We start from the raw sequence: 20,568 nt of genomic DNA, 5'->3' as shown, positions 1-20,568 counted from the left end.
ATGCTTTTTTGAATTAGTTTTGTTCTTTCAATGTGATTTTTGTTGTATGTGTTTTACCGTCTCTAATATATTTGATTGTGATTTTGTCACCTGGTTTTTTCTCATTGTAGATATAATTTTTAATATCAGAAACGTCTGATACATCTTTATCGTCTACTTTAGTGATGACATCATCTTTTTTAAGTCCGTTGTCTGCTTTTTTATCTACTTCAGAAATGTAAACACCTTTATCTGTTGTGAGATTTAATTCTTTCTTATATTGATTTGGTATATCATCTATTGAGATCATGCTGATACCGATATAAGGTCGTGTTACTTTACCGTCATCCATTATATCTTTAATGATATTGTTTACTTCATTACTTGGTATTGCAAAGCCGATACCTTCTACATCTGATCTTGAAATTTTCATTGAGTTAATTCCGATAAGGTTACCGTTTAAGTCGATTAATGCGCCACCTGAGTTACCTGGGTTTATGGCAGCATCTGTTTGAATAACTGTTGCTTCTGTAACACCTTGAGAAGTTTGTACATTCATCGTACGTTCTTCTGAAGAAATAATACCTTGAGTCACACTGTTTGCAAATTCTACACCTAATGGGTTACCTAAAGCAAATACTGTTTCACCAGCTTTAACTTTAGATGAATCGGCAAATTTAATTGGTTCAATATTATAATTGCCTTCTATTTTTAATACTGCTAAGTCAGTCATAACATCTGTACCGACAAGTTTGGCTTTCACTGATTTATCATTATGAAGGCGAATTTCTATTTCATTTGCACCTTCTATAACATGGTTGTTCGTTACGATGTAAGTACTATTACCATTAGATTGATAAATCACGCCTGTACCTGTTCCCGTTTCTTCTGAATCACCAGATCCGTCTGAATCCTCAGAATTGTTACCACCGAAAAATGATTCTAGTCCGCTTGCTTTTTGTTTGTTAATAACGCCTACAATTGAAGGTGAAACATCTTCAATCATTTTAGAAACGGATTTGTTGCTTGATTTATTATCTTTAATATTGCCACCTTTTTCATTAGCTGGTGCTTTTGTAATATTTGCTTCATCATTATAATTGCTAAACACATCTACTATTTTAGTCCCGCCGATATATAAGGCGAGTATTAAGACCGCACCTAAAATACCAGAAATAAATGGGATAAGACAACTTTGATACCAAGGGATTTTATTTTTTTGTTTGTAATAGTAACCATTTGAAGTTGTCTTATTAATATTTTGTTGATCCTCATTTTGATTTTGATCCATTGTATTGCCTCCTTAAACACTGTCCATAAAATAATTATTATAGAAATTCCTTTAAAAAGCTAATAATATGGTTGTTTTAAATTGTTACAATATTTTGTATGAAAACTTGTTACGTAAGTACGACAATGATAGAATATGTATATCATTAAGAAGAGAGTGGTCATTAAATGTATAAATTTGCGAGTACAGTTTTACATACTATTTTTCAAAAATTCGGGAAACAAATTGTAGCAATTAACAAAGAGAAAGTTCCTGATGAACCTTATATCGTTACGTGTACACATACAGGATATGTAGAAGTTATCATGTTAGCTTTAAGTTTATATCCTACAGAAATTAATTATATGGCTAAAAAGGAATTATTTTCGAAAGACTGGTCAGATAAGTTCTTTCATTCATTGAATGCATTTCCAGTTGATAGAGAAAAACCAGGTCCAAGTACTTTGAAAATACCTGTTAAGTTATTAAATGAAGGTAAAAGTGTTGGAATTTTCCCATCTGGTCATAGAGCAGAAACAGGAGAAGCACCATTAAAAAGAGGGGCTGCAACGATTGCTGTATTAAGTAACAAACCAATTGTACCAGCTGCTTTTGAAGGACCTAAACAAGTTAAATCAATTTTTGGATTTAGACAAAAGTCATTTATTAAATTTGGTGATCCGATTGATCCAAACGACTTTCCAAGTGATATGAAGAAAAGTGAAAAAATCGCTAAAATTATGACTTTATTAGAAGAAAGAACGAATACTTTACAAAAAGAAGTGACGTATATCGCTCAGAAATCTAGACAAAAATAACATTATAAAATTTTACAAGCGATCATTTGCTTGTAAGATTTTTTTGTATTATAAACTAAAACGTTTTCATTTATCTTATGTTGTAATACTACTGTATTCAGTAATAATCTATGCTAAAATTATAATCAGAATGTTCAAAAAATGGAGGCATAATATGAAACAAGTATTATTTGATGTAGACGGTGTTTTTTTAAGTGAAGAAAGATGTTTTGACGTTTCTGCTTTAACAGTTTATGAAATTTTACATAGTGAAGCTTTTTTAAACTTAAAAGGAACAGTAGACATAGAAACATTAGAAGAACAAGATATTAAACAAATTAGAAAAGACATATTTATTGATGATCAAATTCTGAATCAACTTAAGTCTTTAGGTTTAAATTCTAACTGGGATATGCTTTTTATTGTGATTAGTACACATTTAATTGAATTGTTAAAGCAAGCAAAAGCTAAAAATCTTGACTTGAGTAACGTTAACTTTGACGACAATACTTTGAAAAATTATGCTCAACAAATAGTAGGTAAAGAGATAAATATAGAAACTCCTCGTCGATTTTTATCTAAAGCGACTTCCGGTAAAGAAAATATTTATCATGATCTTATCGCTTTTGCTCAAGAAGAACTAAATGTAGAAGATGCTTCAATTTTTGAACTGAAAAGTAAGTTCTGGGATGTAGCACAAGAAGTATATCAAGAATGGTACTTAGGTACTGAGCTATATCAAGAAGTTGAACATAAGACACCTCGTACAACTTTTAAAAATGGTTATATAAAAGAAGAAGTAGTGTTAGCTGATGTGGATGAAGTGACACAATTGCTAGAAGATTTGAAAGCAGCAGGATATCAAATCGGTATTGCTACAGGTAGACCAAGAACAGAAACAATCGTTCCATTTGAAACAATCGGTTGGTTAAAACAATTTGATGAATTCCATATTGGAACAGCATCAGAAGTTCTTAAAGCAGAAACAACATATCCAGAATTTAAACCACTCGGTAAACCAAATCCATTTAGCTATTTAATAGCGAATGGTGGAAATGACCCAGAGAACTATTTAACTTATATAAAAAAACAAGAACAAGTGTTTAGTGAGCAAGATATATATATAGTAGGTGATTCATTAGCTGATTTATTGAGTGCACAAAAAACAGGTGCAACATTTATAGGCACACTTACTGGATTAAAAGGTCAGTCTGCAAGAGCAGAGCTAGAAGATTATGATGCTGATTATATTGTAGATAACGTATTAGATATTAGAAACGTATTATTATAAATTGATAATCCCTCAAATCATCAAAGATTTGTGGGATTTTTTGATAAATAAACATTTTATAAGATTTCATTACAATATTTACTTACAAATATTGTATAATAAGAGTGTGAATAAAATTTTGAAAAGCAAATGGTGGTTGGAATAATGTATATTGATATTTTATTTAAAAATCATGATGCTGATAGAAACCACTTTATAAGGCAAACTGGGTTCTCTCATAAGAAAATTTCTAAACTCAATAAACAAGATCCTAATTCGTATAGTGATGATTTAATAAAAGAGATCGCTCAGTTCCTTAATTTAAGCTATGACAGTACTAGAAATGAATTAGTGCAAATTAAAGAAAAGGGGACACTTTATAAAGCACAAACTGTCGAAGAACTAAAGATTGTGATTGATACGAGCCCTAAAGAATTTATAGTGAGTAAAGAGGTCTATAGTTTGATTAATGATATTAAGCAATCTGATATCTCTCATGATCAGCAATATATGAAAGATGTATCCCAAACTGTTTTAACGTCATTTATTTTATGGATTGTAGGCAAAGTGAAAAGTATTGGTAAATCATCTGAAGAAAAATTGATTAATGATTTAAGGTTACATATCTTAATGTACTATGATATTCATGAAATGAACAACAATCGAGCAAGACTCGTACTCAAAGGATTTGTTAGTTAAATATGCATAATAAAAACCACGTGTTAGTATTGATCTAACACGTGGTTAATTGTTTATAGTTGTTTATTTAGTTCGACTTTTTTAATGCTTTGGAAGCCATCAATAGCAAATAAGTCATCTATTGTTTCATCTGAAGCTTCATCATCTATTGATAATATCATTAATGCTTCTCCACCGATAGAATGTCTACCTAAGTGCATTGAAGCAATATTAATGCCATGTTCTCCTAAGATTTGTCCCATTTTACCTACGATACCAGGTCTGTCATTATGATGGATAAGTAACATATGTTTTTCAGGTTTGAAATCTACAGGATAGTCATTAATTCTTACGATACGAGGTCCATAACCATTTAATACAGTTGAACCGATTTTAATAGAATGATCTTTGTTCACTAATTCTAATTCAATATAGTTGCTGAAACCATATTTTTTACTATTTTTTTCGATTTGATACGTTACACCTTGTTCATTTAACAATACGAGTGCATTGATTAAATTAACATGATCACCTAAGTCTTGTTGTAAGACACCCATAACAAGTTGTCTTGTAATTAAACTTGTGTCATCTAATGCAATTTCACCATGATATTTAATTTTTAATTCTCTTGGACCTTTTTCAAATAGTTGGATACCAACTTCACCAGTTGTTCTACTTAATTCAACAAAAGGTCTAAGTTCTGCTTCAACTTCACCAGACATTTGTGGTGCGTTTACAGCGTGTAAGACGTTATTATTTTCAAAGATATCGATGATTTCATTTGCAACAGATACTGCAACTTTTTCTTGAGCTTCGATAGTTGAAGCACCAAGATGGGGTGTTACGATTATTTTTTCATGTTGCGTAAGTGGTGTGTTATTTGCTGGTTCTTCAGTAAATACGTCTAGAGCAGCTTTTTCGATTTTACCTTCATCAAGTGCTTTAATTAAGGCATCTTCATCGATAATACCACCTCTAGCAACGTTGATGATTTGTAAGTTAGGTTTTGCTTTATTGAAGAAGTCTTCATTTACAAGACCTTTAGTCTTTGGTGTAAGAGGAGTATGCACTGTAATAAAATCTGCTTGTTCAGCAATTTCATCTACAGTTGCTCTCGTAATTTCTAAACGTTTCGCGTCATCACTTGATAAATAAGGGTCAAATGCAAGAATATTCATGCCGAAACTTTGAGCACGTTTGGCAACACCTAAACCGATTCTACCTGCACCAATTACGCCAAGTGTCTTCTTGTATAATTCAGTACCACGATATTTTTTTCTATCCCAATTACCTTCTTGTAATGAGCGATGTGCTTCTGGAATATTTCGAGCCATAGAAAGAATCATTGCCATAGAATGTTCAGTTGCAGAAATAGTGTTACCATCAGGCGCATTAATAACAAGAATACCTTGTTTAGTTGCGTGATCGATATCAATATTATCAACACCAACACCAGCTCTAGCTACAACGCGAAGATTTTTCGCTGCATCTAGAATAGGGGGTGTGATTTGAGTTTGGCTTCTTACGATTAAAGCATCATAGTCACCGATAATGTTAACGATTTCTGATTCACTCAAGCCAGTTTTGATGTCTATTTCGAATTTTTCATGATCTGTTAAACTTTTTAAACCTTCTTCTGATATTGGATCGACTACAATTACTTTAAACATATTGATTAACTACCTCCTGGAATTTTGAAACACCTTTACCAAGTACTGATTGATCACGTATTTCTGAAAGTATAATTTCTAATGCGCTAATAAATTGCAACATGTCATTTGGAGAGACTTTACCCATGTGACCAACCCTTAATATTGTTCCTTTAAGGTGCTGTTGACCACCTGCAATTGTAATGTTGAATCTATTAAGTAATTCATCTTTAATCGTCTTAACTTCATCTTTATTTGGCACAAAAGCTGTTACAGTAGGTGAAGCAAATTCATCTTCAACTAATAGTTCCATATCTAAAGCTTTTAAACTTTCTCGAACGGCTGTTTTACATACTTCGTGTCTTTTGATTGTATTTTCAAATTTTTCTTCTTGAATTAAATCACAATAAGTTTGTACACCTCTAATAAGTGATACAGCTGGTGTAAAAGGTGTTGAATCATCGTTTAAAGAAGTTATGTATTTATTTAAATCTAAATAAAATCTTGAAGTAGTCACTTCTTTAAACCTTTCGATAGCTCTATCATTATATGCTACAAATGCAGCTCCAGGTGGTAACATGATTGCTTTTTGACTACCTGAAACGAGAACGTCGATGTTGTCTTGTTCCATATCTACTTCAACTGCGCCAATAATACTAACGCCATCCACTACAAAATAGATGTCAGGATTAAATTGTTTAACTAACTTACCTAAAGCATTAATAGGGTGTTTAACAGAAGTAGACGTTTCACAAAATTGTGTGAATACGGCTTTAACATCAACATTAAGTGAGTTTAAATATGTTTCAAATTCTTTTAAATCGACACCTTTTCCCCATTCAACTTCAAAAATATGTGCCTTAAATGGATATGAGGATGCGATTTTTCTAAACCTATCCCCAAAAGCGCCTGAAACAATAATGACAATATCATCTTCAGGATTCGCTACATTAACCATAGCTGCTTCAAGAGCACTTGTTCCTGATGAAGTTAGAATAGCAACAGGGTGTTTAGCCCCAAAAATTGTTTGTAAATCTCTCGATGCTTGATGAATAATTTGACTAAATTCCTTTGTTCTATGTCCTGTCATAGGTTGATTCATACTTTCTAAAATCTCCCTAGGAACAGTTGTAGGACCTGGTGCGAGTAATAAAGAATCATGCTGATACATATATATACACTCCTTACTGAATTTATGTTCTATATTGTAGCAAAGAAAATAGTAAAATAATAGTGAATTTATTGAAAATTCCGATTAAAACGCTTTCATTACTAAAATCTTATTTCACCTGTTGCTACAACTTGAACATTACCAGCTAAAGCACGTGTTACCATACAAGATTCTTCTGCTTTTTGAACAAGTCTGTTTAATCTTTTTTGTAAATTTTCATCTGGTTCTTCAGATAAATAAATAATAGGGAAATGTTCTATTTTTCTATAAGTGATCACGCCATCTTCAAAATCAACATGACCTTTAGAATCCACTTCGATTCTTTCGATATCAATTTCAGAACGTTCAATCATTGCCGCCAATGTAATCATATAGCAAGTTGAAGCTGCACCTAATAACATCTCGTCTGGATTTGTACCTATTTCTGGTCCGTCCATTACTACAGGGATTGATACGCGTGTAGATAAATTATCAGTTGTGATATGGCCAGAAGCATTTCTGCCTTTAGTCCATGTTCCTTTTAAATTAAAAATATGTGTTGTCATATTCATGTTCCTTTCTATAATTAAAAATATTTGGGTATAATCTATAGTATGACTGATTTTAAAGGAGTAGACAATGAATGTGAATAATCAAAATTGCAAATTAAAAATTGCACACAGAGGTGTTCCATCATTAGCACCAGAAAATACAATGATTTCTTTTAAACGTGCAATAGAATTCAATATAGATGCTCTAGAAATAGATATACATAGAACGATTGATGGTGAACTTGTTGTTATTCATGATCCAACGACGAACCGTACTTCACAAGAAAAAGGGGTCATCAATAAATTAACTTATGAAACATTGACAAAATATGATGTCGGTAAATGGAAAGGTCAAGCATATATTGGTGAGCAAATTCCGTTATTTCAAGATGTACTTAAATTAATAAAAGACACACATATAAAGCTTCTAATAGAAATCAAGCAACCAGAAAACTATCCTAATATTGAATCGGATATTATCGCTATGATCAAACAACATGATATTTCGTACAATCAAATTATGATTCAGTCATTCAATAGAAATTCAATTCAAAAAATAAGCACTTTATTGCCAGATATTGAATTAGGTGTATTGATTAAGAAGAAAAACCGTTTTATAAGTAAAAGGGCAATTAAGAAAATAGGGGAGTATGCAAACTATATTAATCCGAATTATAAAATTGTAACGAGAAAATTTGTAGAGGCAGCACATGCATCGCAACTTAAGGTATTACCGTATACGATAAATAATAAATCTACGGCTCAAAAAATGTTAGCGATGGGTGTTGATGGTTTAATATCGGATTACGCACATTTATTAGATGAATGGATGAAGTCATCAATTATAAAATAAAAAACCACTTTCGAAATGAAAGTGGTTTTGTTTGAACAAAGATTAACGAGAGTAGTACTCAACGATTAATTGTTCATTGATTTCAGCAGATAATTCGCTACGTTCTGGAACGCGTACGAAAGTACCTTCTAATTTGTCAGCATCGAATGATAAGTAATCAGGAACGTGATGACTTAATTCAACTGATTCTAATACGATGTTTAATTTTTGTGATTTTTCACGAACACTGATAGTTTGACCAGGTTTTAAAGTGTAAGATGGGATATCAACACGAGCGCCATCTACAGTAATGTGACCGTGGTTAACTAATTGACGTGCTTGACGACGAGTACGAGCTAAACCTAATTGGTAAACTACTGCGTCTAAACGTGAAGCTAATAGTGCCATGAAGTTATCACCGTGGATACCTTTCATGTTACCAGCTTTATCGAAAATAGTGCGGAATTGACGTTCGTTGATTCCGTACATGTAACGTAATTTTTGTTTCTCTTGTAATTGAAGACCATACTCAGATAATTTTTTACGTTGAGTTGGACCGTGTTGTCCTGGTACGTAAGGACGTTTTTCTAATTCTTTACCTGTGCCGCTTAATGAAATACCTAAACGACGTGATTTTTTCCAGTTTGAACCTCTAAATCTTGCCATTTTGAAGTTCCTCCTTTTTCTTGTTTGATTGTTATGAAGAAACAAGAAAGAATGTTAAATGCTCATAGGGATATGTTATATTTGTGTGCCTTCACCTTGCAGCCGCGGTTACACAACACGCCTTCTTTGGGAATAACATAGAGCCTTATAATATTTAACTGCTACTTTCGTTAATTCACACAAAAGTCATTATACATTTTTGTTTTGTTCATGTCAATTTATATTTTAAAGATGGATATGCTTTTCTAGCGTTTTGACAAGTAATTCTAACCCTTCAAGATCAGTTTGATCAAATCTTGATTTAACAGGTGCATCTATATCTAACACACCGATGATTTCTTTGTTATAGTATATAGGTATAACGATTTCTGATTGGCTATTCGCATCACATGCAATATGTCCAGGGAATTGATTAACATCTTCAACAAGTTGTGATTGCTTTTCGGCAACAGCTGTTCCACAAACCCCTTTACCAATTTCAATGTCTACACAAGCTGGTAATCCTTGAAATGGACCAAGTTTTAAGGCATTATTTTTAATAAGATAAAACCCAACCCAATTAATGTTTGGTAAGAATTGGTTGATGAACGCAGATGCATTACTTAAATTAGCAATTAAATCTTGTTCTCCTGATAATAAACCATCTAATTGGCGGTTGAGTAATGAATAATCTAGTTGTTGTTCTGACATTTTTATTCCTCATTTCAATGTTTATTTGAATTATATTACTATTTTATGATTTTGAATATGTTTTGCATAGAAAAAGGTTTGTTGGATATATATTTTACGTTATAATAAAGAGAACGATTTAGGAGGAGAATACATAATGGCAATTTATATAACACTTGCAGTTATAATCATTATATTAATTGGTATTGGTATAATGTTATGGTTGCGTACATCAAAGCGAAATTTGATTACTGAGACTGAGCAGCGTAAGCAAAAAATTAAGCAATTACCTTTTCAAGATGAATTAGCTAAGCTTAAAAAATTAAATATCCATGGTGAAGCTAAAGACAAGTATGACCAATTTAAGAGAGAATGGCAAACTGTTTTACAAGAAGATTTAAAAGTTGTAGATGCAAAAATTCATGATGCTGATGCAGAACTTGATAAATTTAAGTTCTCACAATCAGAAGAAAGTATTGCTGATGCTAACAAAATAATGGATGGTATAGAAAAGAAATATACGCGCTTAACTCAGAGTGTTACAGAATTAATGACAACAGTGGAAACAAGCGACAAACTATACGATGAATCTAAACAGATTTATAGAGAAACGAAGAGAGAAGTATTAGCGAATAGACACCAGTTTGGGGATGCTGCTGAACTAATCGAAAAAAACATCGAAGCTTTTCTACCTAGAATTGAACAATATGAAGAACTTGTTGAAGATGGACACTACATTAAAGCAAGTGGTCATATCGATCAATTGAATACGGATATGAAACGTATGCAAGAAGATATGGAGGAAATTCCATTATTAATCAAAGATGTACAAAAAGAACTACCAGGTCAATTCCAAGACTTGAAATTTGGATGTAGAGATTTGAAAGTTGAAGGTTATAACCTTGAACACGTTAAAGTAGAAGGGACGCTTCAAACATTACGTGGCAAATTAAATTTAGTTGAACCATTGATTGGAAGATTAGAATTAACGAAAGCTGAAAGCATTATTAATGAAATTAATGATTCTTTAGATGATATGTATGATTTAATTGAACATGAAGTAAAATCTAAAAATACTGTCGAACAATCTAAAGAAATTATTACAGATGAATTATTCCATGCTAAAGATATGAACTACACACTTCAAACTGAAATTGAATATGTAAAAGAGAACTATTATATTTCTGAAGAAGATGTACATAAAGTAAGACAGTATGAGAATGAAATTCAAAACTTAATCAGTGTATACGATGAAATTTTAGGTGAAATGGCTAAAACAAATGTACGCTATAGTGAAGTTGAAGATAATCTTCTATATATAGAAGAACATGTTAAAGTAATTAATGATAACCAACAAAAAATACAAAATCATTTAGTTTCTCTTAGAGAAGACGAAGCTACAGCTCAACAAAATACATTACGTGTTCAATCTAAGAAAGAAGAAATATATAGAAATTTATTAGCATCTAATTTACCAAGTGTACCTGAAAGATTTATCATTATGAAAAATGAAATTGATCACGAAATTCGTGAAGTAAATAAAATCTTTAGTCAAAGACCTATTAATGTACAATATGTGAAAGATAAAGTAAGTAACATTGTACTTCAAATGAATAAATTTGAAGATGAAACAACAGATGTACTTATTAATGCTGTTCATGCTGAAACATTAATTCAATATGGTAATAGATATAGAAAAGAAAATAATGAACTGAATAAGAGTCTTAATGAAGCAGAAAGACTGTTTGCTAACAATAGATATAAACGTGCTATTGAAATAGCTGAAGCGGCACTTGAAAAAGTAGAACCGGGTATCAGTGAAAAAATAGAAGAAGATGTAAATAAACGATAAGAACGTTATAAAGGCGAAGACATGGTAAATGTCTTTGCCTTTATTTTTTTCTGAGTTCATGGATGTTTTTTCTAAGTCAATTAGTATATCTATACGAAATGACTTGTGGTATCATTATATAATGAAAAAAAGAGGTGACAGTATGATATATCTTGATAATGCTGCAACGACAAAGCCTAATGAGGACGTTATTCAAACATATACACAAATGAATCAACATTACTTTTTCAATCCAAATAGTCCTCATTCTGCCGGCATAAAGATTGCTCATTTACTTGATAAAGCAAGAGAAAATATTAAGCAATATTTAAATTTAAAAGATCCATTCAATATTATATTTACAAGTGGTGCTACTGAATCGAATAATATCGCACTTCAAGGGATGGCCAAAGCGAAGAAGAGATTTGGTAACACAATCCTTACAACTAAAATGGAACATCCGTCAGTTCTTGAAACGATGAGAGGATTAGAGGACGAAGGTTTTAATTTGAAATATATTAAAACGACGAAGGATGGGAAATTAGATATATCATCTTTACAAGAATTGCTTAACGATGATGTTGTTCTTGTTACATGCATGCATGTCAATAATGTAATGGGGCAGATTCAACCAATTGAAGAAATTAGTCGAATTTTAAAAGGTTATCCTAAAGTACATTTTCATGTAGATGGTGTACAAGGTTATGGAAAATTACCATTAGATATTAATTTAGCAGATAGTTATAGTTTAAGCGCACATAAATTCCACGGATTAAAAGGTTCAGGTATACTGGCAATTAAACAAATTAAATCGATTAAACAAATTATATTTGGTGGCGGACAAGAGCAAGGCTTAAGAAGCGGTACAGTTAATGCACCTGTCAATATTGCATTAGCAAAAGCGATGAGAATAATGAACGATCATATGGAAGATAATGCTCAAGTATTAAGTCAAAGAGGTAAAGAAATTAGAGCTTTTGTAGAACAATATAAAGGTGTCTTGATTAATTCACCAATCGATGCAGCACCATATATATTAAATATTTCTTTTCCAGGCGTTAAAGGTGAAGTATTAGTCAATGCATTTTCTAAATTTGAAATTTATTTGTCTACAACGAGTGCATGTTCTTCAAAGAAAAGTTCTCATAACGAAACGTTAAAAGCAATGGGATTAAGTAACCTTGTTATTGAAGGAAGTATAAGAATAAGTATTGCACCAGATTTAACGAATGAACAAATAGAACGTTTTAAAGATGCCTTTGATAAAGTATATAAAGAGGTAAAGGAGTTAATAAAATATGAATTATGATCACATATTAGTGAGATACGGAGAGCTGACTTTAAAAACAGGTAATAGAAATATGTTTGTGAATAAATTAAAAGCAAATATCAAAAGCCGATTAATGCCACTTCAAGGTTATAAAGTACGGGCAAATCGTGACCGTATGTATATCGATGTACACGAAGGTTCTGACATTGAAGAAATGATGAGCAGAATTCAAACTGTGTTTGGCGTACACTCTGTAAGTCCAGTAGTTCGAATTGAAAAAGATTTAGATTTAATGAAAGAAGTCGCTTTAAAGTTTGCGCATGATTTTAAAGATGGAGACACATTTAAAATTGACGTCAAACGTGCTGATAAAACGTTTGAACTTGATACTTTTCAATTGCAACAAGAGTTAGGTGGGCATGTACTTCAAAACACTGATCACATAACAGTAAATGTTAAACAACCAGATCATAAAATTAAAGTAGAAGTTCGTAAAGACGCTATTTATATGTACAACCGCGTACTTGAAGGCGCTGGTGGATTACCTGTTGGGACAGGTGGTAAAACATTGCTTATGCTTTCAGGTGGAATAGATTCACCAGTAGCAGGTGTGGAAGTGATGAAACGAGGCGTGACAATTGAAGCTATTCATTTTCATAGTCCGCCGTATACAAGTGAACAGGCTAAACAAAAAGTAATCGATTTAACAAAACAACTTGCACACTTAACAGGCGATATCAAATTGCATATTGTACCTTTTACAGAACTTCAAAAGCAAATTCATAAAGTTGTTGAAGAAAGCTATACAATGACAAGTACAAGAAGAATGATGTTAAGAGTTACTGAGAAAGTAGCACATGAAATCGGTGCACATGCAATTGTAAATGGTGAGAACTTAGGACAAGTAGCGAGCCAAACTTTAGGTAGTATGTATGCTATTAATAGCGTAACATCAATGCCGATTTTACGTCCGTTACTTACATTTGATAAAGAAGACATTGTTAAAAAAGCGAAAGCTATTAATACATTTGATTTATCAATTCAACCATTTGAGGATTGTTGTACGATATTTACACCAAAAAATCCAAAGACAAATCCTAAACTAGAAAAAGTGGAATATTTTGAATCAAAATTTGATTTTGGTCCACTAATTGATGAAGCGGTTAAAAATGTAGAAACACTTACAATTTCTAAGCATGATGATTTGAATCAACAAAAAGACGAATGGATGGATGAACTACTTTAATACGAACGTTGGGATGTCGTTATCATTAAAGTAGAGGAGATATCCATATGGAGTTTGATTTAAATATATTATTAATCATTATTTTGTTTGGTTTAATTGCATCGTTTATCGATTCAGTTGTAGGTGGAGGAGGATTGATTTCTTTACCTGCATTACTAGCAGTAGGAATGGATCCAGCCACAGCTCTAGGTACAAATAAATTAGCGAGTTCATTCGGTTCATTTACGAGTACGATGAAATTTATAAGAGCGAAGAAAGTAGATTTCGATATTGTAGGTAAATTATTTCCATTATCCTTTGTAGGTTCGATATTTGGTGCGATTACGGCTACATATTTACCACCAGAATATTTAAAGCCATTGGCAATCATTATATTGGCACTTGTAACCATATACTCAATTGTAAAAAAAGATTGGGGAGACATTAATCGATATAAGAAATTGTCACTAAAAAAAGCAATCTTGTTTATTATTGGTGTAACGGTAATTGGTTATTATGATGGATTTCTTGGAGGCGGAACAGGATCATTCTTCCTATTTGCTTTATTAATGATTGGTCTTGATTATTTACACGCAGCCGGAAATGCTAAATTTTTAAACTTTGCTTCTAACATAGGTGCATTACTGTTATTTATGGTTTTAGGACATGTCAATTATATCTATGGATTAAGTATGGCAGTATCTATGGTAATCGGTTCGTATTTAGGGGTTACATTTGCAATTAAAAAAGGCGTATCTTACGTTAAAGTATTATTTATTATTGTAACGATAACGTTAATTCTCAAAAATCTATATGACTATATTAGTAGTCACTTTATGTAAAAAAACACCTTAGCGTCTATGCGCTAAGGTGTTTTAATTTATGAGGTTGTTGCTTATTTTTATAAGAATTTTCTTTGTACTTTACTCCAGAATGAATTCTGAGGTAATTTCAATGTTCGAATATATTTATCTTGAATTCTAAGTGAAATAAAGTCTGTTTCTTGAATACTTAATGCTTCATTATCTAGTCCCATAATTGGATAATAGTTACCTTCTTTATCAAGAATGATTTTAAGGGTTCTTGTATCACCCAATACTACTGAACTACTCACTGTTCTGAAATTGTTATTATTCAGTGACGCGATTTCGGTTAATTGCATGCTTCTAATTTTAGGGTCAATAATTGCGCCGTCTAATGATTTGTTATATCCAGTTGATCCTGTTGGTGTTGAAATTAATAAACCGTCTCCGTTGAATGCCTCGAAGTATTCGTCGTCAATGTATATTTCCATCTTCATCGGCTTGATGACGCTTGATTTAATGTAAAAATCATTTAAACACATATAAGACATTTGGTTATTCAAGTTTACTTCTAGGACAGGATATTTTCTGACACTTACTTCATGAGAATCAATAGATTCAATTAAATGTGGAATGTCATCTATACTAAAATCAACATATAAGTAATTCTGATCTAGTCGTGTTTTGATACCAATATAAACTTTGTCTTTATTAAAGTTCGTTTTTCTACAAGCTTGTAAGAAACTCCCATCTCCCCCGACTGAAGCAATAATATCTGCATCATCGTAATTTGAAACAAATTCAAATCCGTGTGGTTCCATTTCTTTCTGGATTTTTTCACGTGTTTCTAATACGTCACGGTCTTTTGAACTAAATAAATAAATACGTTTATACGAAGTCATAATTTGTTCCTCCCAAAAGTTACAGTTATTATTAAAGTCTGTTATTATTATAAATGTAAATATTTAAAATAGAAAGGATGATACTATGTCTAAACGAATTATTGCGATAATCATCGCAGCTGTTTTAGTTGTAGGTGGTATAGTTGTCAGCACAGTTGGCATATTTTTAGACGATTCGTGGAAAAAAGCAGTAACAGATTCAGATGGCATAAGTGAGTCTGTCGTATCTGGTAGTGATAGTAGTAGCAAAATTGTTAAATTATCAGTAGATGGTACCATTCAAGATACAGGTGTCCAAGAGTCATTATTTAGTGGTGGAGGGTATAATCATCAATCCTTCTTAAAACAACTTGATAAAATTAAAAAAGACGATCAAGTTAAAGGTGTACTTCTAGTTGTCAATTCACCAGGTGGTGGAACATATGAAAGTGATGAAATACATAAAAAATTAGAAGAAATTAAAGCTAAAGATAAAAAAGTTTATGTTCAAATGAAAAATATGGCAGCATCAGGTGGCTATTATATCTCAACACCAGCTGACAAAATTTATGCAGGATCACAAACATTAACAGGTTCACTTGGGGTTATTATCTCAAGCATTAATTATTCAGAACTTGCGAATGATCTAGGTGTGAAAGATGAATCTGTAACTTCTGGTAAACATAAACAAATCTTGAACCCAATGAAAGAAATGTCGAAAGAAGAACGTGATATCATGCAATCCATCATTGATGATAGTTATAAACAATTTGTAAATGTCATTAAAGATGGTAGACATATGTCAGAATCAGAAGTTAAGAAATTAGCTGACGGTAGAATTTATTCTGCACAACAAGCTAAATCAAACGGTTTAATTGATGAAATTGGTTATGAAGATGATGCTATTAAAGCATTAAGAAGTGACATAAAATCAAAACATGCACAAGTTATAACGTATGATACAACAGGAGGATTCTTAAACTTCCCAATGGCTGCTAAAAGTAAACTTTCTTCTATGATAGGTTTAGATGATATGACTAAATACGAAGCCTTAATTAAAGCGAATAAATCACCACAACCTATGTATTTATACGGTGAATAAGGAGGGATTGTAATGACAGAAACAAGTTATGAACAAGTCGCTACTACACGTGAACAAAGTGAAATTGAGCGTACTGTCAATAAATATATGTCTGATATTAAATCCATCGTATTTGCTGGATTCTGGGTCCGATTTTTAGCTTATATCATCGATATTTTAGCTTTAGCAGGATTTAAAGGTATTGTACTAAGTCCGATATTTGCACTTACAAGTATTAATACTTCATATCTGTGGGTTCCATACTTCAGTGTTGAAAATATGGCAAGTGCCTTAATATTTTATTTATATTTCGTGTTGATGACGTATTATTTTAAAGCAACACTAGGCAAGATGATCTTAGGTTTAAGTGTCTATCGAGAAGATGCACAACCGCTCAAATTGAAGGATGTTCTATTTAGAGAATGGATCGGGCGAATTATCTCTGGTGCATTATTAGGCATTCCATATATTGTAGTAGCATTTACGAAAAAGCATAAAGGTATTCATGACTATTTTGGGGAAACAGTCGTTCTCAAAAACAAATATGTTCAAATGAGAAAAGACTTCCAAAATGTGATTGGATAATTAAGTTATAATCAAAAGAATTTTAAAGTCTCTTTAATCATGATAAAATATATTTATCAAGAATAAGGAGGCTTTTTTTATGGCGCAAGTTACATTCAAGAATGAACCAATTACAATATTAGGTGAGGAAGTTAAAGTAGGTTCAGTAGCACCTGATTTTACTGTATTAGCAAACGACCTATCTGAAAAGACATTAAAAGACTATGAAGGTAAAAAGAAACTTATTAGTGCCGTACCTTCTTTAGATACAGGCGTGTGTAGTCAACAAACACGTAAATTTAATGAAGAAGCTGCAAATGAACAAGATGGCGTTGTCTTAACGATTTCTAACGACTTACCATTTGCTCAAAAAAGATGGTGTGCAGCTGAAGGTTTAGATAATGTGATTACATTAAGTGACCACCGTGATTTATCATTTGGTGAAAACTATGGTGTTATCATGAAAGAACTTCGTTTATTAGCACGTTCAGTATTTGTTTTGGACAAAGATAATAAAGTTGTTTATGCAGAAATAGTGAGTGAAGGTACAAACCATCCTGACTATGACAAAGCTTTAGAAGCATTTAAAAATTTAGACTAATTAACAACCATAAACTGCTGTCCATTTAGTGGACAGCTTTTTATACGAAAGAGGGCAATTATGACTGAAGAAAAGAATATGATGGAAGTATTATTTGAAAAACTTGATGTAAAAAGTAAAGACCTCCACGACGAGAATGGACAAAGCTATATAGAGAATCTTGGTTTGGCAATGGAAGACATTTATACAAACCAAAGAGATCTTTTAGAACAATCAACATTACAAGAACGAAGAAAAGCGTTCCAATTTGCTTATTTAAGTTTATTAAAAGAAGAAGTGATTCAACCCAATCATCAAATGACGCCAGATTCAATTGGGTTTATTTTAAGCTACCTTGTAAACTTATTTAATAAAAACAAAAAAGAATTAAACATTGTAGATATTGCAAGTGGTACAGGACATTTGAGTGCAACAATCAATGAACAAAATCAAGATAAGACATTGATGCACCACTTGATTGAAGTAGATCCTGTATTACAACGTGTAAGTATACATTTAGCTAACTTCTTAGAAATACCATTTGATGTATACCCACAAGATGCTATTATGCCACTACCTTTAGAAGAAGCGGATGTCATTGTCGGCGATTTACCAGTCGGATATTATCCAGTTGATGAACGCAGTAAAGAGATGAAATTAGGCTTTGATGAAGGGCATAGTTATAGTCATTATTTATTATTAGAACAAGCTGTTACAGCAACAAGACCAGGTGGTTATGTATTCTTAATCGTACCAACAAATATCTTTGAAGGTGAAGAAGTGAAACAGCTTCAAAAATATATTGCAACAGAAACAGAAATGCAAGCATTTTTAAACTTTCCTAATTCATTGTTCAAGACAGAACAATCACGTAAATCACTATTGATTTTACAGAAGAAAGACCCTGGAAATACTAAGAGTGTTGAAGTATTGCTAGCAAATATACCAGATTTCAAGGCACAATCTCAATTGCAAACGTTTTTATCAGAAGTAGATGAATGGATGAAAGAAAATCATTCTTTATAAACTGTATTAATGCTTGATTCATAACTGTATTAGTGTTTAAATAGTATAGAATAGTATTATCAGGAGGAAGTCTAAATGACAAAAATTATAGCAATTAATGCTGGTAGCTCATCTTTAAAATTCCAATTATTTGAGATGCCTGAAGAAAAAGTTATCACAAAAGGATTAGTCGAGCGTATCGGATTGAAAAATTCAATTTTCTCAATTTCGGTAAACGGGGAAAAAATCACAAAAACATTAGATATTGAAAATCATGAAGTTGCAGTAAATATCATGATTGAAGCTTTAAAAGAGCACAATATCATCGAAGACATTAATGATATTCAAGGTACTGGTCATCGTGTTGTTCACGGCGGAGAATTATTCCCAGAATCAGCACTTGTTACTGAAGATATATTAGCTAAAATCGAATCATTAACTGATTTAGCACCATTACACAATCCTGCAAACATCATGGGTATTAAAGCATTTAGAAAATTATTACCAAGTATCCCACACGTTGCAGTATTCGATACATCATTCCACCAAACAATGCCAGAAGAATCATATTTATACAGCTTACCTTACAACTTCTATAAAGATTTCGGTATTCGTAAATATGGTTTCCATGGGACAAGTCATAAATATGTATCTGAAAGAGCAGCAGAATTATTAGATCGTCCATTAGATCAATTAAGAATTATCTCTTGTCATATCGGTAATGGTGCTTCTATTGCTGCAATTGACGGTGGTAAATCTGTTGATACTTCAATGGGCTTCACACCATTAGCAGGTGTTACAATGGGTACACGTTCAGGTAACCTTGACCCAGCTTTAATTCCATACATCATGGAGAAAACTGGTAAAAATGCTGAAGAAGTATTAAATATCCTTAATAAAGAATCAGGTTTACTTGGTATTTCAGGTTCATCAAGTGACTTAAGAGATATTCAGCAAGATGCTAACGAAGGTAGCGAACGTGCTAAATTAGCATTAGATGTATTCGCATCTAGAATCCATAAATATATGGGATCATATGCTACAAGAATGCACGGCTTAGATGCAATTGTATTTACAGCTGGTGTAGGGGAAAACTCTGACACAGTTCGTGCTAAAGTATTAGAAGGATTAGAATTCATGGGTGTTTATTGGGATCAACGCTTAAACACAGGTTTACATGGAGAAGAAGCGTTCATCAACTACCCACATTCACCAGTAAAAGTTATTGTAATTCCAACTGACGAAGAAGTTATGATTGCACGTGACGTTGTGAAATTTGGTAACTTAGGATAATAAAGTATTTTTAAAAGCGAGACAGGCGTATCTTATATGTGAATAAGATGCCAGTCTCGTTTTTTTTATGTTTAAAAAGTGATTCTACGGTTATATGTAAGTAATGCATATTCTAAGGAGGATATATAAATGAGACCAGAAAGAGCATTAATGAAATTAGTTAGAATTGTTACACGTAGAGTCGTTAGAGAACAATCTAAAAAACAGAAACAAGAAAATAACCAAAACTTAAAAGATCAAAATAATAATCAAAACTAATATAAAAGCGTTCAGCCATAAGGTTGAATGTTTTTTTATTGTAATAGAAAATATGTGAAAATGAGTAATAGATTTATGTGATTTGGGGAGAATATGAGATAAAGAGGTAGTAAACCCACGAGATTAGGAAAGATGTGAGTTAATGAGGAAGTAAACTCACGAGATTGAAAAAGATTGATGTGAACCCAAATATTTGACCTAAACAAATCAAATTATTGGGGTGCATTCTTATGAGGAAAAAATATGATTTTAAATTCAAAATAAAA

At 32.0% G+C, this 20,568-nt stretch carries 21 protein-coding genes; 14 read left to right on the top strand and 7 right to left on the bottom strand.

The window, feature by feature from the left end:
- Positions 1-13: 13 nt before the first annotated feature.
- Complete coding sequence (locus tag LQ693_RS05835) at positions 14-1,270, bottom strand: S1C family serine protease (protein WP_107565171.1); 1,257 nt, start codon at positions 1,268-1,270, stop codon at positions 14-16.
- 167 nt (positions 1,271-1,437) lie between these two features.
- On the opposite strand from LQ693_RS05835, the gene LQ693_RS05830 reads away from it, so the two are divergent.
- The 3 genes from LQ693_RS05830 (at position 1,438) to LQ693_RS05820 (ending at position 4,015) form a co-directional block, all read left to right on the top strand.
- The gene (locus LQ693_RS05830) at positions 1,438-2,067 is read left to right on the top strand and encodes a lysophospholipid acyltransferase family protein (RefSeq protein ID WP_025905520.1); all 630 of its coding nucleotides are present in this window, start codon (positions 1,438-1,440) and stop codon (positions 2,065-2,067) included.
- Between the two features lie 154 nt (positions 2,068-2,221).
- A complete protein-coding gene (locus LQ693_RS05825) occupies positions 2,222-3,337 on the top strand; it encodes an HAD family hydrolase (RefSeq protein WP_103361548.1) in 1,116 nt (371 codons plus the stop codon).
- A gap of 144 nt (positions 3,338-3,481) precedes the next feature.
- Positions 3,482-4,015 carry a hypothetical protein gene (locus LQ693_RS05820; protein ID WP_107565172.1) on the top strand — a complete coding sequence of 178 codons (534 nt, stop codon included), beginning with the start codon at positions 3,482-3,484 and terminating at the stop codon, positions 4,013-4,015.
- Positions 4,016-4,068: 53 nt separating this feature from the next.
- Here LQ693_RS05820 and serA read toward each other — a convergent pair whose 3' ends face one another.
- The 3 genes from serA to LQ693_RS05805 all read right to left on the bottom strand — a co-directional run bounded on the left by serA (position 4,069) and on the right by LQ693_RS05805 (position 7,359).
- Entirely contained in the window at positions 4,069-5,664 is a 1,596-nt protein-coding gene (gene serA / locus LQ693_RS05815) for a phosphoglycerate dehydrogenase (protein ID WP_025905517.1), read from the bottom strand.
- Positions 5,657-6,814 (bottom strand): pyridoxal-phosphate-dependent aminotransferase family protein, encoded by a 1,158-nt coding sequence (locus LQ693_RS05810; RefSeq protein WP_025905516.1) that lies wholly within the window; start codon positions 6,812-6,814, stop codon positions 5,657-5,659. The genes serA and LQ693_RS05810 overlap by 8 nt, the downstream gene beginning before the upstream one ends.
- A 101-nt stretch (positions 6,815-6,915) precedes the next feature.
- Positions 6,916-7,359: an SACOL1771 family peroxiredoxin gene (locus tag LQ693_RS05805; protein WP_025905515.1), complete on the bottom strand. Its 444-nt coding sequence runs from the start codon at positions 7,357-7,359 to the stop codon at positions 6,916-6,918.
- A 73-nt stretch (positions 7,360-7,432) separates the two neighbouring features.
- Between LQ693_RS05805 and LQ693_RS05800 the strand changes: the two genes are divergently transcribed.
- Positions 7,433-8,197, top strand: a complete 765-nt coding sequence (locus tag LQ693_RS05800) for a glycerophosphodiester phosphodiesterase (RefSeq protein WP_239703132.1) — start codon at positions 7,433-7,435, stop codon at positions 8,195-8,197.
- Between the two features lie 42 nt (positions 8,198-8,239).
- Here LQ693_RS05800 and rpsD read toward each other — a convergent pair whose 3' ends face one another.
- Positions 8,240-8,842: a 30S ribosomal protein S4 gene (gene rpsD / locus LQ693_RS05795; protein WP_025905513.1), complete on the bottom strand. Its 603-nt coding sequence runs from the start codon at positions 8,840-8,842 to the stop codon at positions 8,240-8,242.
- Between the two features lie 225 nt (positions 8,843-9,067).
- Positions 9,068-9,532, bottom strand: coding sequence for a GAF domain-containing protein (locus LQ693_RS05790; protein WP_103361546.1), 465 nt, complete (start codon positions 9,530-9,532; stop codon positions 9,068-9,070).
- 136 nt (positions 9,533-9,668) lie between these two features.
- Between LQ693_RS05790 and ezrA the strand changes: the two genes are divergently transcribed.
- From ezrA to LQ693_RS05770, 4 genes are all read left to right on the top strand, one after another.
- Positions 9,669-11,363: a septation ring formation regulator EzrA gene (gene ezrA, locus LQ693_RS05785; protein ID WP_037588531.1), complete on the top strand. Its 1,695-nt coding sequence runs from the start codon at positions 9,669-9,671 to the stop codon at positions 11,361-11,363.
- 142 nt (positions 11,364-11,505) lie between these two features.
- Positions 11,506-12,651, top strand: a complete 1,146-nt coding sequence (locus LQ693_RS05780) for a cysteine desulfurase family protein (protein ID WP_025905510.1) — start codon at positions 11,506-11,508, stop codon at positions 12,649-12,651.
- Positions 12,641-13,858 carry a tRNA uracil 4-sulfurtransferase ThiI gene (gene thiI / locus LQ693_RS05775; protein WP_107565173.1) on the top strand — a complete coding sequence of 406 codons (1,218 nt, stop codon included), beginning with the start codon at positions 12,641-12,643 and terminating at the stop codon, positions 13,856-13,858. The genes LQ693_RS05780 and thiI overlap by 11 nt, the downstream gene beginning before the upstream one ends.
- A gap of 47 nt (positions 13,859-13,905) precedes the next feature.
- A complete protein-coding gene (locus tag LQ693_RS05770) occupies positions 13,906-14,679 on the top strand; it encodes a sulfite exporter TauE/SafE family protein (protein ID WP_025905508.1) in 774 nt (257 codons plus the stop codon).
- A 59-nt stretch (positions 14,680-14,738) separates the two neighbouring features.
- Here the strand turns inward: LQ693_RS05770 and LQ693_RS05765 are convergent, their stop codons facing one another.
- Positions 14,739-15,542 (bottom strand): NAD kinase, encoded by an 804-nt coding sequence (locus tag LQ693_RS05765; protein ID WP_025905507.1) that lies wholly within the window; start codon positions 15,540-15,542, stop codon positions 14,739-14,741.
- Positions 15,543-15,627: 85 nt separating this feature from the next.
- Between LQ693_RS05765 and sppA the strand changes: the two genes are divergently transcribed.
- The 6 genes from sppA (at position 15,628) to LQ693_RS13685 (ending at position 20,302) form a co-directional block, all read left to right on the top strand.
- Positions 15,628-16,623 (top strand): signal peptide peptidase SppA, encoded by a 996-nt coding sequence (gene sppA, locus LQ693_RS05760; protein WP_025905506.1) that lies wholly within the window; start codon positions 15,628-15,630, stop codon positions 16,621-16,623.
- Positions 16,624-16,635: 12 nt separating this feature from the next.
- The gene (locus tag LQ693_RS05755; RefSeq protein ID WP_025905505.1) at positions 16,636-17,187 is read left to right on the top strand and encodes an RDD family protein; all 552 of its coding nucleotides are present in this window, start codon (positions 16,636-16,638) and stop codon (positions 17,185-17,187) included.
- A gap of 79 nt (positions 17,188-17,266) precedes the next feature.
- Positions 17,267-17,767 (top strand): thiol peroxidase, encoded by a 501-nt coding sequence (gene tpx, locus LQ693_RS05750; RefSeq protein WP_025905504.1) that lies wholly within the window; start codon positions 17,267-17,269, stop codon positions 17,765-17,767.
- A gap of 60 nt (positions 17,768-17,827) precedes the next feature.
- Positions 17,828-18,772, top strand: coding sequence for a class I SAM-dependent methyltransferase (locus LQ693_RS05745; RefSeq protein ID WP_025905503.1), 945 nt, complete (start codon positions 17,828-17,830; stop codon positions 18,770-18,772).
- A 75-nt stretch (positions 18,773-18,847) separates the two neighbouring features.
- Positions 18,848-20,044 carry an acetate kinase gene (locus tag LQ693_RS05740; protein ID WP_107565174.1) on the top strand — a complete coding sequence of 399 codons (1,197 nt, stop codon included), beginning with the start codon at positions 18,848-18,850 and terminating at the stop codon, positions 20,042-20,044.
- Positions 20,045-20,173: 129 nt separating this feature from the next.
- A complete protein-coding gene (locus tag LQ693_RS13685) occupies positions 20,174-20,302 on the top strand; it encodes a hypothetical protein (protein ID WP_258028098.1) in 129 nt (42 codons plus the stop codon).
- Positions 20,303-20,568: the final 266 nt, after the last annotated feature.

Origin of the sequence: Mammaliicoccus sp. B-M6 (assembly GCF_022386965.1) — a bacterium.
GTDB lineage: Bacteria > Bacillota > Bacilli > Staphylococcales > Staphylococcaceae > Mammaliicoccus > Mammaliicoccus sciuri_A.
Note: the sequence above shows the minus strand (reverse complement) of the source record. Positions and strands in the feature narration are given on the sequence as shown.